This is a genomic window from Thermoanaerobacterium aotearoense, from assembly GCF_009905255.1.
Taxonomy (GTDB): domain Bacteria; phylum Bacillota; class Thermoanaerobacteria; order Thermoanaerobacterales; family Thermoanaerobacteraceae; genus Thermoanaerobacterium; species Thermoanaerobacterium aotearoense.
The window spans coordinates 695159-711784 of the sequence record NZ_CP047602.1; the positions used below are offsets into that span (position 1 = coordinate 695159).

Below are 16626 nucleotides of genomic sequence, written 5' to 3' on the forward strand. Positions count from 1 at the left end.
GTGTATTTATGACGGTAGAAGACAGGATAAAGGAATTGAGAGATAAACTTAATCATCACAACTACATGTACTACGTATTGGACAAGCCTGAAATATCCGACTATGAGTACGACATGATGATGAGGGAGCTCATTGAGTTAGAAGAAAAGTATCCTCAGTTTAAGACGCCTGACTCGCCGACTCAAAGGGTTGGCGGTGAACCTTTGAAAGAATTTGAGCCATTTACTCACGTAGTGCCGATGCAGAGCTTGGCTAATGCTTTTTCTGAAGGGGAGCTTAGGGATTTTGATAGGAGAGTAAAAGCGTCTGTCGGTGATGTAGAATACGTAGTAGAGCTTAAAATTGACGGTTTGTCTGTGGAGCTCATATATGAAAATGGCTTTTTTACCGTTGGCTCTACGAGAGGTGACGGAATTATAGGCGAAAATGTGACAAACAATCTAAAAACTATTAGATCAATACCTTTGAGACTTAAAGATGATTTAAACCTCATCGTAAGAGGCGAGGTTTTCATGCCTAAGGCTTCATTTGAAAAGTTAAACGAAGAAAGAGAATTAAATGGAGAAAGCTTTTTTGCAAATCCGAGAAATGCTGCTGCCGGATCGCTTAGGCAATTAAATCCAAAAATAACGGCTAAAAGAGATCTGGACATTTTCGTATTTAATTTGCAGAGAATAGATGGGATAAAATTGCAAACACATGCTGAAGCATTAGAATTTTTGAAATATCAAGGATTTAAAGTAAGCCCTCATATTAAAGTATGCAAAAATATAGACGAAGTCATTGAAGACATAAACTACATAAGGGACATAAGGGATAGTTTGCCTTATGAAACGGACGGAGCGGTTGTCAAGGTAAATGATTTGAGCAAAAGGGAAATTTTGGGGTCTACCGCAAAAGATCCCCGCTGGGCAATTGCATTCAAATATCCAGCAGAAAGGCAAAAGACGAAAGTCAAAGATATAGTAGTTCAGGTTGGAAGGACCGGTGCGCTGACACCAACTGCCATATTAGAACCTGTGAAGATTGCAGGTTCGATCGTGTCAAGAGCGACGCTTCACAATGAAGATTACATAAAAGAAAAGGACATAAGAATCGGTGACACGGTAATAATCCAAAAAGCAGGTGAAATCATACCTGAAGTTGTAAGTGTTGTAGTAGAAGAAAGAGATGGCAGCGAAAAGTTTTTTATCATGCCGGAAGTGTGCCCTGAATGCGGTGCTGCAACGGTAAGGCTTCCAGGCGAATCTGTTACTAAGTGCACAGGATTAAACTGTCCTGCAAAGCTAAAAAGAGGCATAATACACTTTGCATCTAAAGATGCCATGGACATAGATGGGTTAGGACCGGCTGTAATAGGACAGCTTCTTGACAACCATCTTATACACAATATATCAGATCTGTATTATTTGAAGTACGACGATTTGCTAAAACTTGACAGGATGGGGGATAAATCAGCAAAAAACCTCATCAATGCTATAGAAGAAAGCAAGGGCAGAGATTTAGACAGATTGATTTTCGGGCTTGGCATTGACCTTATTGGAAGCAAAGCTGCCGGCATTTTAGCCAGCCATTTCAAGACGATGGAATCTCTTGAGAAAGCTACTTTTGAGGAGCTTACTGAAATAGAGGAAATTGGTCCTAAGATGGCAGACAGTGTTGTGGCCTTTTTTAAGGAAAAGCAAAATCTCAATATAATAGACAGATTGAAAGCTGCTGGCGTAAATATGCGCAAGAAAGATGCAATAAATGTGAATGACGATTTTGAAGGACTTACTTTTGTCTTAACTGGAACACTTGAAAAATACACAAGAGATGAGGCTAAAAAGCTTATAGAAGAAAGAGGAGGAAAAGTGACAGGTTCTGTCAGCAAAAAGACAGATTATGTGGTTGTAGGCATAGATCCAGGCTCAAAGCTTTCAAAAGCGCAAGAGCTTGGAATAAAAATTTTAAATGAAGAAGAGTTTGAAAACATGCTGAAACAATGATAAAATTAACTAAATGATGATTTTTATTAGTATTTAAGAGTTGAAAGGGTGTGTATGCATGTCAATTACAAAAGACCAAGTTATCCACGTATCAAAATTGGCGAGGCTTAAATTTTCTGATGACGAGTTAGAGAAGTTTTCTCATCAGCTTGATAGCATTATAAAATATGTGGACAAGTTAAATGAGCTAAATACAGATGACATAGAGCCTACAGCTCATATTGTCCCAATAAGCAATGTTTTCCGTGAAGATGAAGTTGTCCCATCAATGGATAGAGAAAAAATCCTTATGAATGCTAAAGAAAAAGAAGACGGATGCTTTAAAGTGCCAAAGATAATCGAGTGAGGTGATATTGATGGAATTGCATGAGCTAACAATACATGAACTTAATGACCTTTTAAAGAAAAAAGAAGTAAGCGCTGTAGAAGTTACAAACTCGTATTTAAAAAGAATAAATGAAGTGGAACCGAAGGTAGATGCGTTAATATGTGAAACAGCGGATTTTGCCATTAAAAAAGCCGAAGAAGCTGACAAAATGATTAGGGACGGAAATATAAATGACCTGACAGGTATACCTGTTGTCATAAAGGACAACATGTGTACAGAGAACATAAGAACTACGTGCGCATCGAAAATGCTTGAAGATTTCATTCCTCCTTATAATGCAACAGTGGTAGAGAACCTTAACAGTCTTGGCGCTGTAATGGTGGGAAAAGCCAATTTGGATGAATTTGCGATGGGTTCGTCTACCGAAAATTCTGCTTTTAAGACGACTAAAAACCCATGGGACTTGGAAAGAGTGCCTGGAGGTTCATCTGGTGGTTCTGCTGCATCAGTTGCTGCTGATGAATGTGCATTTTCGCTTGGTTCAGATACAGGCGGTTCTATAAGGCAACCTGCGTCATTATGCGGTGTAGTCGGCATGAAGCCTACATATGGTCTTGTATCCAGATATGGACTTGTGGCGTTTGCATCATCATTAGATCAGATAGGCCCTATCACAAAGGACGTGACAGATTGCGCTATTGTGCTAAATGCCATAACAGGCCATGATCCAAAAGATTCTACCTCTGTAGACAATGTTAGAAAAAGTGATTATAAGGAATTCTTAAAAGACGAAATAAAGGGAATGAAGATAGGATATGCAAAAGAATTCTTTAGACAAGGGCTTGACGAAGGAGTAAAAAAATCCATTGAAAATGCGCTAAAGACATTTGAGGAATTAGGAGCTGAAATAAGAGAGATAAGCCTTAAATACATGGATTACGCGCTGGCGGCGTATTACATAGTAGCGTCTGCGGAGGCAAGTTCAAATTTGGCAAGGTATGATGGCATACGGTATGGCCACGCAGCAGAAAAATACGAGGACCTTATCGACATGTACATGGTATCCAGAAGCGAAGGCTTTGGCAAAGAAGTAAAAAGAAGGATAATGTTAGGCACATACGCATTAAGCTCTGGGTATTATGATGCGTACTACAATAAAGCGTTAAAGGTAAGGACGCTTATTAAACAGGACTATGAAAAGGCTTTTCAAGATGTGGATGTAATTGTAGGGCCGACATCGCCTACGGTAGCATTTAAAATCGGCGAAAGAGTGGAAGATCCATTGGCAATGTACTTGGCTGATGTATATACAGTTCCAGTTAACATAGCGGGACTCCCGGGATTGTCGCTGCCGTGCGGACTTTCAGAAGGGCTTCCTGTAGGTCTTCAGATCGTCGGTAAGCATTTTGATGAAGGAACGATATTGAACGCAGCATATGCATTTGAAAAGGCGTGCAATTTTACTGCAAAACCAAGTTTTAAAGGTGGTGCTAAATGATGAATTACGAAGCAGTCATAGGACTTGAGGTGCATGCAGAGCTTCTTACGAAGACGAAAATATTCTGCAATTGTACTACTGAATTTGGCGGTGAACCAAATACACATGTTTGCCCAGTGTGTTTAGGATTGCCAGGCACTTTGCCTGTTTTAAACAAAAAAGTTGTAGAGTATGCTGTAAAGGCAGGACTTGCATTAAATTGTGAAATATCTAAATTTAGCAAAATGGATAGAAAAAATTATTTTTATCCAGACTTGCCAAAAGCTTATCAAATATCACAGTACGATCTTCCTCTATGCAAAAATGGATATGTAGAAATAGAGACATCTGATGGGGCAAAAAAGAAAATAGGGCTTACCAGGATACACATAGAAGAAGACGCCGGCAAGCTAATGCATGAGAATGTAGATGGTTCATTAGTAGATTACAACAGGACAGGTGTGCCGCTTATTGAGATAGTGTCCGAGCCAGACATGAGTACTCCTGAGGAAGCGTACCTGTACTTGACTAAATTGAAAAGCGTCCTTGAGTACTCAGAAGTTTCTGACTGCAAAATGCAGGAAGGATCTTTAAGGGTTGATACAAACGTATCGGTAAGGCCTGCTGGAAGCAAAGAGTTTGGAACAAAGATCGAACTTAAAAACTTAAATTCGTTTAAAGCTGTTCAGAAGGCATTGGAATACGAAATAAAAAGGCAAATAAAGCTTTTGGAAAATGGCGAGACGATAGTACAAGAGACTCGCCGCTGGAACGAGCAAAAAGGCATTACTGAGTCGATGCGCTCTAAAGAGGAAGCACATGATTACAGGTATTTTCCAGATCCAGATCTTGTGCCAATAATAGTCTCTGATGAATGGAAGGAAGAAATAAGGAAATCCCTTCCTGAAATGCCTGAGCACAAGAAGGAAAGGTTTGTCACACAATACGGAATTCCAGAATACGATGCATCTGTAATTACTTCATCAAAACCATTGGCAGACTTTTTTGAGAAGTGCGTTTTGGAGTATTCATCAGCCAAAACAGTAAGCAATTGGATAATGGGTGAAATGATGAGGCTTTTGAAGGAAACAGGAAAAGAAGTCGAAGAAGTTTTGATTAAGCCTCATCAAATGGCTTCGCTTTTGAACTTGATAGACAATGGTACCATCACAGGTTCTATCGCTAAAACAGTTTTTGAGGAAATGTTTGCAACAGGTAAAAATCCTGAGGAAATTGTAGAGGAGAAGGGTTTAAAGCAGCTTAGCAATGAAGATGAACTTAGGGAAATCGCATTAAAGGTCATCGAGGATAATCCAAAATCTGTTGAAGACTATAAAAATGGCAAAGACAAGGCAATAGGCTTCTTAGTAGGACAAATAATGAAAGCGACAAAGGGGAAAGCAAACCCGCAATTGGCAAATAAAATTTTGTTAGAAGAGCTTTCAAAATAAATATTACTATTTTTAAAAAAAAGGCATACACTATTGATGGAGTGTATGCCTTTTAAGTTTAATATTATTTCAGAATATACTAAAAAATACAAGATAGTAGTATCATATAAACAATTTTCACTGAATTTTTAATATATACTTGTATAGCAAAACATCTAATGATATAATAAATAAAAATCCTCATAAATTGTTTTAAAATTATGAACAGTAAATTTATCTAAATATCGCATGCATAGTATATTATGAGTAAAATGTTTTTAAACGTGCAGTGGATTTTAATTTTCATTAGTTGTAACATTAAATTAAAATTTTGTGTTGCCAAAGAAGTTCTTCAAATAAATCATACATAGCTGGGGGTGAGAGATGAGGACTTATTTTTGGGGGGAGTAAAATCAAAAATAATTATATTTTGATGGGAGGAAATTTTTGATGAAGAGAAAAAATTGGTTAGCTTTATTGTTGACATTGGTATTAGCACTTTCTGCTTTATTGGCAGGGTGTTCAGCAAATAATAACAGCAGCTCTCAAAGCAAAAACAATAGTAGCTCAGGTACTCAAACTGCAAAGACAGATGAGCAGGTTCTGACTTTAAACTTAAGAGCAGATCCGCCAAACTTAAATCCATTTACTTCAACGGACATTGCTTCGTTTGATGTATTAAATGATGTTCTTGAGGGATTAACGAGGTATGATAAGAATGGACAGCTTAAGCCAGGTTCCGGCCTTGCAAAAAGCTGGGACATATCAAGCGATGGTCTCACTTATACATTCCATTTGAAAGACGGGATAAAGTGGAGCGATGGAAATCCAATAACAGCTTATGATTTTGAGTATTCTTGGAAGAAAGTATTAGATCCTAAGACAGCATCACAGTATGCATATCAATTTTATTACATCCAAGGTGCTGAGGAGTACAACTCTGGCAAAGGTAGTGCTGATCAAGTAGGAATAAAGGCACTTGACGATAAGACTTTGCAAGTCAAGTTAAAAGCGCCTGCACCACAGTTTTTAGGTCTTACTGCATTTGGAACATATTTGCCACAGGAGAAATCATTTGTAGAAAAAGTAGGCGTCGATAAATTAGGTTCAAGCCCAGATACGTTGGTGTACAGTGGTCCATTTGTATTAAAACAGTGGAATCACGATCAAAACCTTGTTTTAGAGAAAAACCCTGATTATTGGGATAAAGACAGTGTAAAGTTACAGAAAGTTAATCTTTTGATAATAAAAGATGCAAATACACAAGCACAAAATTATGATAATGGTACGCTTGATCAGATGAGGGTTCCAAGCGATCTAATGGATAAGTACAAGAATACAAAAGAATTTTCAATAAAGCCTGTAGCTACAAACTGGTATATACAGTTCAATGATAAGAAAGGAATATTTAAAAACGTAAATATCAGAAAAGCATTTACATTAGCTATAGACAGAAAGGCATTTACGGAGCAGGTTTTGAAGGATGGTTCTATACCGGCAGAATCGATAGTGCCGCCAGGTGTACCTGGATATAACGGCGAGGATTTTTCAAAGCAGGATGGTTCACCATTCTTTAAAGACAATGATGTGCAAGCTGCAAAAGATTATCTGAAGAAAGGGCTTGAAGAGTTAGGCTTAAAAGAATTGCCTACAATTACATTTACAGCAGATGATACAAGTGCAGCTAAAAAGAATGCAGAGGCATTGCAGCAAATGTGGAATCAAAATCTTGGCGTAAATGTGCAGATAAAGAACGAAGCATTCAAGATAAGAATAGATGATATGAATAAAGGAAATTACGATATGGTATTGGCTGGATGGGGTGCAGACTACAATGACCCAATGACATTCCTTGATATGTGGGAGACAAACAATGGCAACAATACTGCCTTCTACAGCAATCCAGAATACGACAAGTTGATTGATGATGCGAAGTCGACGCCAGACTTGAAGAAGAGAAACGATGATATGATACAGGCAGAGAAAATTGCCATGAACGACATGGCTATAGTTCCACTTTACTTCCAAGCTTATGCATTAGCTACAAAGAGCTATGTGAAAGATTTGATTGTGCCGACATTTGGTACAGAATTTGAACTTAAGTGGGCATATATAGAAGGGAAAAACCAATAGAAATTCATCAATGTGAATGAACCGGGGTCAATTCCCCGGTTTTTGCATGTTTGCAAATTTTCGTGCAATTCAACAAAGATTTTAATTAGCTCAAAAAATTGCCGAAATACTTTAAAATATTGAGATTGATTGTCAATGGTGCTATACTTAAAAAGTATTTAGTTTACAAATAACAATATTTTTATGAGGTTTTTATGACAAAATTTTTTATAGTTTAAAATAAGTAAATTATGGCGTTTCTTTGCAAATGTAAAGGGTAAAAATTTGTTATTGATTAATAAATTTAAATGTAATAAAATTTATGTATATAAAAAATTCAATTATCATATAAATCAAAAAATACAAATAGCGGGGGGTGTTTTTAGGTATAGCTGGGGATGAGCACTATTTATTTTCACTTTTATTGACTGTAGGAGGAAAATTGATGAAAAGACATAAGAGCATATCACAACCAGTGAGCACAGTTGTTGCAGTCTGTGGGGGAGTGCTGCAAGCAGTGCGTTAAATAGCGACAATGATAAACAGGTATTGAATTCAAATTTAGTTAACATATATACTGTAAACGAATATTCATAGGAGGTGTTTTTGTTGCTAAATTATTCAATTAAAAGATTTGTGTACATGCTTATTACAATATGGGTAATCATAACATTGACATTTTTCTTGATGCACATGATACCAGGCGATCCTTTTACGAGTGAAAAAAAGGTTCCGCCACAAATAAGGCAAAATATGTTGGCAAAATATCATCTCGATAAGCCCCTCATTGTACAATATGGGTATTATTTAGATAATCTAATGCATGGTGATTTAGGAATTTCCCTCAAATATTTAAATAGAACAGTAGATGACATAATTAAGCAATCTGCTCCAGCTTCATTCCAGCTTGGCGTACAATCAATTTTCCTTGGTGTTGTCTTTGGATTGTTTTTTGGAATTGTTGCAGCATTGAAGCGTGGAGGCGGTTGGGATTATTTTTCTATGTTTTTAGCGATAATTGGAATTTCTGTCCCCAACTTTATAATAGCGACGCTTTTACAGCTTCTTTTGGCATCTAAGCTAAAATTGCTTCCTGTGTCGGGATGGGGTTCATTTAAATACACTATATTGCCGTCTATAGCATTGTCATTTGCTACACTGTCCATAATTTCTCGTATGATGAGAACAAGCATGTTAGACGTCATTGGGCAGGATTATATAAAGACAGCAAAAGCGAAAGGGCTTTCACAGCTACAGATAATATGGAAACATATGGTTAGAAATGCTATTATGCCTGTTGTTACAGTATTAGGACCATTATTTGCTGGAATAGTAACGGGAACGTTTGTCATTGAACAGATTTTCAGCATACCAGGTCTTGGAAAGTTCTTTGTGCAAAGTATTTATGATGAAGACTATTCTATGATATTAGGCACGACCATATTTTACAGCATAATATTGGTTGTTATGATGTTTGTTGTAGACATTGCTTATGGACTTATAGATCCGAGAGTAAGACTGGCAAAGGGAGGAAAGTAGAATGGTGGATATAAGCAAAGATAAATTTGAAATAGTCGGACCAAATGCTTCTGAAAGCCAGTCGATTGTAAGACCAAGTATTAGCTACTGGCAAGATGCATGGAGAAGGCTTAGAAAGAACAAAGTTGCAATGGCATCTTTGGTTTTCTTGATACTTCTCGTTATAATGTCGATAATAGGTCCCCACTTAAGGCCTTTTGACTACGCACATCAGGACTTGTTTAATACAAATAAACCATTTTCGAAAGTTCACTGGTTTGGAACAGATTACCTTGGAAGGGATCTTTTTGTAAGAGTCTGGATGGGCGCAAGGGTATCTCTGTTTATCGGTGTTACGATTGCCTTGCTTGATGCGGTAATTGGTGTTACGTATGGCGGTATAGCCGGCTATTTTGGCGGGCAAGTCGACAATATTATGATGCGTATTGTAGACATACTTTATGGCATACCTTACTTGATACTCGTAATTCTTTTGATGGTTGTAATGGGTCAAGGCTTGTGGACCATCATCACTGCAATGGTAATGACAGGCTGGGTAGGCATGGCCAGAATAGTTAGAGGTCAAGTGTTGCAGCTTAAAGAGCAGGAGTTTGTCCTGGCTGCCAAGACGCTTGGAGCAAGTCCAGGCAGGATAATATTGAGACATTTGATACCGAATGCATTAGGCCCAATAATAGTATCAATGACGTTTGATGTTCCTAATGCTATATTTGCAGAAGCATTTTTGAGTTACATCGGCCTTGGCATAAGGCCACCTCTGGCAAGCTGGGGTACGCTTGCGAATGATGCTACACAAGTTTTGCTAATGTATCCAATGCAGCTTTTTATACCAGGCTTCTTCATAAGCATAACAATGCTGGCATTTAACATGCTTGGTGATGGCTTGAGAGATGCATTAGATCCAAGGCTTCGCCGTTAAAGGAGGTAAGTATTTTGGGAGATAGAGAAGTATTGTTGGATGTACAAAATTTGGAATATTCATTTGACACGTATGCAGGCGAAGTAAAGGCAGTAAGGGATGTCAGCTTTCAAGTTATGAAAGGTGAATCGTTAGCCATAGTCGGAGAATCAGGATGTGGAAAATCAGTTACAATGCAGGCTGTCATGAGGTTAAATCCTGAGCCGCCAGGCAGATTTAAAGGTGGAAGAATCATATTTGATGGAAAAGAAATATCAAAATTCAATGAAAGGCAGATGCAGGCAATAAGGGGATCAGAAATAGGCATGATATTCCAGGATCCTATGACATCTTTAAACCCGACAATGACAATTGGAAAGCAGATTGCCGAAGTAATTTTAAAGCATCAGAAAGTTACACGAGCTGAAGCGATGAAAAAAGCCAAAGAGATGTTGGATGTAGTAGGCATACCAAATGCTGAAAGGCGTATAAATCAGTATCCTCATGAATTTTCAGGTGGTATGAGGCAAAGGGCAATGATCGCCATTGCATTGGCGTGTAGGCCAAAGCTTCTTATTGCTGATGAGCCTACTACTGCACTTGATGTTACGATACAAGCGCAAATTCTTGATTTGATGAAAGATCTTCAAAGAGAATTCAATACGTCTATAATCATGATTACGCACGATTTAGGTGTTGTTGCAGATATAGCAGAGAGAATAATAGTAATGTATGCTGGTAAAATTATAGAGACAGGCACATCTGATGAGATATTTAAACATCCACAGCATCCATATACATGGGGACTTTTAAAATCTGTTCCCAGACTTGATGCTCAGAATAAAGAGAAACTTGTGCCAATTGTAGGAACGCCTCCAGATTTGTTTGCACCTCCTGTAGGATGTCCATTTGCTGCAAGGTGCAATTATGCCATGAAGGTTTGCTATGAGGCGCAACCAGAGTATACAAATGAAACTGATACACATAAGGTTGCCTGCTGGTTGAAGCATCCATACGCGCCGAAGGTTAAGAATCCTTTTGAAAAGGAGGCGTACGCCGGTGAAAGATAATGTAATACTTGAAGTTAAGAATTTGAAGAAATACTTTCACGTCAGCGGCGGTGTGTTAAAAGCTGTTGACGATGTGAGTTTTAGCATAAAGAAAGGTGAGACATTGGGGCTTGTTGGCGAGTCAGGATGTGGAAAGTCTACTACAGGCAGGACTATCATAGGACTTTATGAAGCTACAGGTGGTTCGGTAATATTTGATGATATACCTGTTCATAAGATGAATAATGAAATAAGAAAGAAATTTGCAAGAAAGGCTCAGATGATTTTCCAGGATCCTTACGCATCGTTGAATCCTCGTATGACTGTTGGCGATATCATAGGAGAGGGCATAGACATTCATGGATTGTACACTGGAAAAGAGAGAAGAGAAAGGATATACAGCCTTCTCGAGATGGTAGGGCTTAATAAAGAGCATGCCAATAGATTTCCTCATGAATTTTCTGGTGGACAGAGGCAGAGGATAGGCATAGCAAGGGCGATGGCGATAGAACCAGAGTTTATAGTATGCGATGAGCCTATATCGGCTTTAGATGTGTCTATACAAGCCCAGATTGTCAATTTGCTTATGAATTTGCAAGAAGAAAAGGGATTGACATATCTCTTTATCGCTCATGATTTAAGCATGGTAAGGCATATAAGCGATAGAGTTGCTGTAATGTATTTAGGATCAATTGCAGAACTTACACAAAGTGGCGAGCTGTATGCAAATCCATTGCATCCATACACACAAGCGCTTCTTTCTGCTGTACCGATTCCTGATCCAGAAGTAGAGAGAAAGAGGGAGAGAATTATACTTGAAGGAGATGTGCCAAGCCCAATTAATCCTCCTTCAGGCTGCAAATTCAGAACAAGGTGTAAATATGCTATGGACATCTGTGGCCAAGTCACTCCACAATTAAAAGAGGTTGGAAGCGGGCATTTCGTCGCATGTCATCTATTTGACAAATAAGGCACTCATTGGAGTGCTTTATTTTTTTGTATTGTAGTTTTAATTTTCCAAGTAATAACGTTTAACATCTTAATAAAATCTTAATATGTTTGTAACTTGCCTGTAATATATGTATAATAATATATAAATATGATGAAAAAAATGCCGATTTTATATGCAAAGGGGGGAAAATGTTGAAAAAAGTCATCGCTTTTTTTGCGCTTTTACTGCTTTTGTCCACGTTTTACATAACTGCCTATGCATATAAAGCTACGATTGTACTTGATAACAAGCCTATAAGCTACAATGTGCCTGATGTGTCGATTACTGTCGATGGAGCTAAATTTGACACCGGGAATAATCCGCCGCTTATCATTGACAATAGCACGATAGTGCCACTTAGAGCGATAAGTGAGGGATTAGGCCAAAAAGTCGATTGGGATGGTAAGACTCAGACAGTTACTGTGACTTCAAAGGATAAAGTAATTAAATTGGTTATAGGGAAGAATTACGCTACAGTAAATGGCAATAATGTATCGTTGGATGTTCCAGCAAGGCTTATAAACAACAATACGACTTATGTGCCGATGAGGTTTTTGTTTGAAAACTTAGGTTATGATGTGAAATGGGTTGCAGACAAATATCTAATTCAAGCTACTAAAAAAGCAGATCCTCCCTCTGCAAACAACGTCAATATTGTAAGTTTTACATCAAATTACACAAATGGTACGTACACCATAACTGTTAAAGGCGATGGACCTCTAACGTATACGCGTGGTTCTGTAAATGATGACAGCAACATCAGAGTTTATTTTGACTTCAACAATGCGATAAATACTGTTACTAATAAGCAGATAACGATAGACAAAAATGGCTTAAATCAAGCTTATATAGGACAGAACAAGTTACAGCCAGCAGTAACAAGGCTTGTTGTAAATATGGACTATTCAATGCCGTATACTATAACACAGTCACAAGATAAAAAAGAATTCGACATATCGTTTAAAATAGGACAAAATAAAGTGACGAATATTTTAGCTGCTAAGGTAAATAATGGAGATCAGATAACGATAGGTACAGATGCTGATCACTTCAGTCCATCCAGATATGGTGATAACAAGATCATTATAGATGTGACAGGTGCAAGCTTGACGATGCCAGATGGTAAATTAACAGGCACCATATCTTACAGTGGAAATGTCGTTACAGGTATTAGATATTCTCAGCTTGATCCAAATACAGTGAGGATTGTTGCAGATACCAGTCTTAAAGCAGATTTTAATGTTCAACCAACTCCTCAGGGTGTATTGCTTACAATAACAAAACCAGACCCTAATAAAAAGCAGTTAGTTTACATAGATCCAGGACATGGAGGTTCTGATCCAGGTGCTATAGGGGTCGGAGGGATACACGAAGCAGATATCAACCTTGCCATTGGATTAAAATTAAAGGCGCTGTTGGACAATGGAGGATATAGGACTATGATATCCAGGACGACTGATACTGACGTAGGTCTTTATGACAGGCCTTCACAAGCGAATAATGCTGGAGCAGATGTCTTTGTAAGCATCCATTCTGATTCTTTTGAATCGCCTTCAGCAAATGGCACTACTGTTTTGTATTACCCAAATGGCTATAATGGCGATACAAGAGACGAAAAGACATTTGCACAGATAATTCATGATGATCTCATGAAACAGATAAATACCACTGACAGAGGACTTTCGGAAAGGCCAAATTTAGTAGTTCTTAATCAGACGAAGATGCCTGCTGTTTTAGTGGAGACGGGATTTGTCACAAGTCCTACGGATGCTCAGCTTTTGACTGACGAAAATTTCCAGTGGAAAGTCGCACAAGGAATATACAATGGAATTGTCGATTATTTTGACAAATTATCTAATGGCAGCATAAGTACGACAGTTTCAAATTCCGTATATGGCAGCAATTAAAACAGGCAAAAAATCGCCTGTTTTTTTATATGCTTTCTTGTAAATTAATCTAAAAGGTTTTAAAATAATATTATGGTTTACGCTCTGGATAACAAAAATTAAATAAGGCTAAAATTATAGTATAAAATATAAAGGAGCTGAAGAAATGAAAAGAATAGATGGAAGAGATTCGAGATCGCTAAGACCCATAAAGATAACCAGGAATTTCAACAGATATGCTGAAGGGTCTGTTTTGATAGAAGTCGGCAATACAAAGGTCATTTGCACTGCATCAATTGAAGATAAAGTGCCACCATTTCAAAAGGGGACTGGCAAAGGATGGATTACAAGTGAGTACTCAATGATTCCGAGAGCTACTGAAACCAGAACTCAGAGGGAGTCTACAAAAGGCAAGCAGTCAGGGCGGACGATGGAAATCCAAAGACTTATAGGCAGAGCATTAAGGGCTGTTGTGGACTTAGATGCATTAGGAGAAAAAACGATATGGATCGATTGCGATGTAATACAGGCAGACGGAGGAACCAGGACTGCTTCTATCACAGGTTCGTTTGTAGCACTTGTAGATGCCATGAATAAGCTTAAGGAAAAGGGGGCCATAAGTAAACTTCCTATAAAAAGCTTTGTTGCCGCTGTAAGCGTTGGAATTGTAGGCAATGAAAAACTTTTAGATCTATGCTACTTAGAAGATAGCAATGCACACGTTGATATGAACATCGTCATGACGGATAAAGGCGAATTCATCGAGATACAAGGAACTGGTGAAGGTGGGCCATTTAGCAAAAGTGATTTTTCAGAGCTTTTAGAATTGGCAGAGGAAGGATTGAATAAAATCATACAGATTCAAAAAGAATCATTAGGAGATATATCATTAGAAATCGGGGTTGAAAGCGATGAAAATAGTTGTAGCGAGCCACAACAAGTATAAAGTGGATGAGATAAGGGAATTTTTTAAAGGAGATTATGAGGTGTTGTCGGCAGATGACATTGGATCATATGATGAAGTAGAAGAAACAGGTAAGACTATTGAGGAAAATGCTTTATTAAAGGCCAGGTCTATAGCAAATTTAACCGATGAACTGGTGATTGCTGATGATACAGGTTTGTTTGTGGACTATTTAGATGGTGAACCAGGTGTTTATACTGCAAGATTTGCCGGTGTAAACGCCACATACGAAGACAACAACAACAAACTTTTAAACTTATTAAAAGGTGTTCCGATGGAAAAGAGGAAAGCTACTTTTAAAACTGTTATAGCGTTGATTTACAAAGGAAGAGAAGCTATAATAGAAGGAAAAGTAGATGGTAGGATAATTGATGTTCCAAGAGGACAACACGGTTTTGGGTATGATCCGGTATTTTATGTTGATGAGGTAGGCAAGACATTAGCAGAACTTACCTTAGAAGAAAAAAACAAAGTAAGTCATAGGGCAAATGCTTTGAAAAAATTGAAAGAATATATAAAAAATAATTTGGAGGATCGCAGATGAGACTATTTGTTACAAGTGATACTCACGGAATGTTACAATCAGTGAGAAATATTTTAAAAAATATTAAAAATATTGATTATGTTATACATTTAGGGGACTATTACAAAGACGCAGAGGCGCTGAATAAAGAGTTTGGAATACCAACTGTATATGTATATGGCAATTGCGATTTTGGCGACAAAGAGAAGTATGAAAAGATTATTGAATTAGCAGGTAAAAAGATACTTTTGTCACATGGACATAAGTACTACGTCAAATTTGAAAAAAGTATCATAATAGAAAAAGCCAGGGAATATGGCGTTGATGCTGTGTTTTATGGACATACTCATGTGCCGCTAATATATAGGGCTGGTGATATGCTTGTATTGAACCCTGGCAGCCCCTCAATGCCACGTGAAGGGTCATCACGGACAGTATCCATAGTAAATATAGAGGATGGCATCATTGTGCCGCAACTAATAAACATAGACGACATGGAGGAATACATTGGAAATAAAAAAAGTGGAACAAAATTTGAATTTTAGGTGTTGACAAAGATAAATATTCCTGATATAATTTAAAACTGTCAGAGCGATGAGGCAGAAACAAGCGATGACAACTGTATATGCGGGTGTAGCTCAATGGTAGAGTTCTAGCCTTCCAAGCTAGCTACGTGGGTTCGATTCCCATCACCCGCTCCAATATGCGCCTGTAGCTCAGTTGGATAGAGCAACGGACTTCTAATCCGTGTGTCGGGAGTTCGAATCTCTTCAGGCGCACCATTTTTTGGAGAATATGATTTATGTTTATAATATGGTGGGTATAGTTCAGTTGGCTAGAGCGCCAGATTGTGGCTCTGGAGGTCGTGGGTTCGAGCCCCACTACCCACCCCATTGATGGGATGTAGCCAAGTGGTAAGGCACCAGACTTTGACTCTGGCAGTTCGTAGGTTCGAATCCTGCCATCCCAGCCAGCATGACCCATTAGCTCAGTCGGCAGAGCACCTGCCTTTTAAGCAGGGTGTCCCGCGTTCGAATCGCGGATGGGTCACTTAAAAAGATATTGAAAGAGAAACAATCTGGCGTTAATGCGGGAGTGGCGGAATTGGCAGACGCGCTAGATTCAGGTTCTAGTGCCAGTCATGGCATATGGGTTCAAGTCCCTTCTCCCGCACCATATATAATGCGGACATAGCTCAGTTGGTAGAGCATCACCTTGCCAAGGTGAGGGTCGCGAGTTCGAGTCTCGTTGTCCGCTCCATACAACATGCGCCATTAGCTCAGTTGGTAGAGCAGCTGACTCTTAATCAGCGGGTCTGGGGTTCGAGTCCCTAATGGCGCACTAGTATTTAAGCAATCAAAGGGTATCGAGATTTTATCGATACCCTTTTTGTATGCGAAATTAAAACAACATTTTTTCAAGCTTATCTGTTGCTGGTTTT

At 38.3% G+C, this 16626-nt stretch carries 13 protein-coding genes and 8 tRNA genes; all 21 read left to right on the forward strand.

Going from position 1 to position 16626, the window contains the following annotated elements; all coding sequences use genetic code 11:
* Positions 1 to 8: 8 nt before the first annotated feature.
* The 21 genes from ligA to GSH73_RS03465 all read left to right on the forward strand — a co-directional run bounded on the left by ligA (position 9) and on the right by GSH73_RS03465 (position 16526).
* Positions 9 to 1988 (forward strand): NAD-dependent DNA ligase LigA, encoded by a 1980-nt coding sequence (gene ligA, locus GSH73_RS03365; protein WP_014759388.1) that lies wholly within the window; start codon positions 9 to 11, stop codon positions 1986 to 1988.
* A 58-nt stretch (positions 1989 to 2046) separates the two neighbouring features.
* Positions 2047 to 2334, forward strand: coding sequence for an Asp-tRNA(Asn)/Glu-tRNA(Gln) amidotransferase subunit GatC (gene gatC / locus GSH73_RS03370; protein ID WP_014759387.1), 288 nt, complete (start codon positions 2047 to 2049; stop codon positions 2332 to 2334).
* Between the two features lie 10 nt (positions 2335 to 2344).
* Positions 2345 to 3814, forward strand: coding sequence for an Asp-tRNA(Asn)/Glu-tRNA(Gln) amidotransferase subunit GatA (gene gatA, locus GSH73_RS03375; RefSeq protein ID WP_014759386.1), 1470 nt, complete (start codon positions 2345 to 2347; stop codon positions 3812 to 3814).
* A complete protein-coding gene (gene gatB, locus GSH73_RS03380; RefSeq protein ID WP_014759385.1) occupies positions 3814 to 5244 on the forward strand; it encodes an Asp-tRNA(Asn)/Glu-tRNA(Gln) amidotransferase subunit GatB in 1431 nt (476 codons plus the stop codon). Before gatA ends, gatB begins: the two co-directional genes overlap by 1 nt.
* Positions 5245 to 5673: 429 nt before the next feature.
* A complete protein-coding gene (locus tag GSH73_RS03385) occupies positions 5674 to 7356 on the forward strand; it encodes a peptide ABC transporter substrate-binding protein (RefSeq protein ID WP_014759384.1) in 1683 nt (560 codons plus the stop codon).
* A gap of 588 nt (positions 7357 to 7944) precedes the next feature.
* On the forward strand, positions 7945 to 8874 hold the full coding sequence (locus GSH73_RS03390; RefSeq protein WP_038069787.1) for an ABC transporter permease: 930 nt from the start codon (positions 7945 to 7947) through the stop codon (positions 8872 to 8874).
* 1 nt (position 8875) lies between these two features.
* Entirely contained in the window at positions 8876 to 9793 is a 918-nt protein-coding gene (locus GSH73_RS03395) for an ABC transporter permease (protein WP_014759382.1), read from the forward strand.
* Positions 9794 to 9807: 14 nt separating this feature from the next.
* The gene (locus GSH73_RS03400) at positions 9808 to 10842 is read left to right on the forward strand and encodes an ABC transporter ATP-binding protein (protein ID WP_014759381.1); all 1035 of its coding nucleotides are present in this window, start codon (positions 9808 to 9810) and stop codon (positions 10840 to 10842) included.
* On the forward strand, positions 10832 to 11791 hold the full coding sequence (locus GSH73_RS03405) for an ABC transporter ATP-binding protein (RefSeq protein ID WP_014759380.1): 960 nt from the start codon (positions 10832 to 10834) through the stop codon (positions 11789 to 11791). The genes GSH73_RS03400 and GSH73_RS03405 overlap by 11 nt, the downstream gene beginning before the upstream one ends.
* A 173-nt stretch (positions 11792 to 11964) precedes the next feature.
* Positions 11965 to 13719, forward strand: a complete 1755-nt coding sequence (locus GSH73_RS03410) for an N-acetylmuramoyl-L-alanine amidase family protein (protein ID WP_014759379.1) — start codon at positions 11965 to 11967, stop codon at positions 13717 to 13719.
* A 145-nt stretch (positions 13720 to 13864) separates the two neighbouring features.
* Complete coding sequence (rph, locus tag GSH73_RS03415) at positions 13865 to 14644, forward strand: ribonuclease PH (protein ID WP_014759378.1); 780 nt, start codon at positions 13865 to 13867, stop codon at positions 14642 to 14644.
* Positions 14610 to 15206, forward strand: a complete 597-nt coding sequence (locus GSH73_RS03420) for an XTP/dITP diphosphatase (RefSeq protein WP_014759377.1) — start codon at positions 14610 to 14612, stop codon at positions 15204 to 15206. The genes rph and GSH73_RS03420 overlap by 35 nt, the downstream gene beginning before the upstream one ends.
* Positions 15203 to 15730, forward strand: coding sequence for a metallophosphoesterase (locus GSH73_RS03425; RefSeq protein WP_014759376.1), 528 nt, complete (start codon positions 15203 to 15205; stop codon positions 15728 to 15730). Before GSH73_RS03420 ends, GSH73_RS03425 begins: the two co-directional genes overlap by 4 nt.
* Positions 15731 to 15812: 82 nt before the next feature.
* A tRNA-Gly gene (locus GSH73_RS03430) sits at positions 15813 to 15886 on the forward strand.
* 4 nt (positions 15887 to 15890) lie between these two features.
* Positions 15891 to 15967, forward strand: a tRNA-Arg gene (locus GSH73_RS03435).
* Between the two features lie 34 nt (positions 15968 to 16001).
* Positions 16002 to 16078, forward strand: a tRNA-His gene (locus tag GSH73_RS03440).
* A 4-nt stretch (positions 16079 to 16082) separates the two neighbouring features.
* Positions 16083 to 16158: transfer RNA gene (locus GSH73_RS03445), tRNA-Gln, on the forward strand.
* A 4-nt stretch (positions 16159 to 16162) separates the two neighbouring features.
* Positions 16163 to 16235 (forward strand) — tRNA-Lys (locus GSH73_RS03450).
* Between the two features lie 39 nt (positions 16236 to 16274).
* Positions 16275 to 16361 (forward strand) — tRNA-Leu (locus GSH73_RS03455).
* 8 nt (positions 16362 to 16369) lie between these two features.
* A tRNA-Gly gene (locus GSH73_RS03460) sits at positions 16370 to 16445 on the forward strand.
* Positions 16446 to 16453: 8 nt separating this feature from the next.
* Positions 16454 to 16526: transfer RNA gene (locus GSH73_RS03465), tRNA-Lys, on the forward strand.
* Positions 16527 to 16626: the final 100 nt, after the last annotated feature.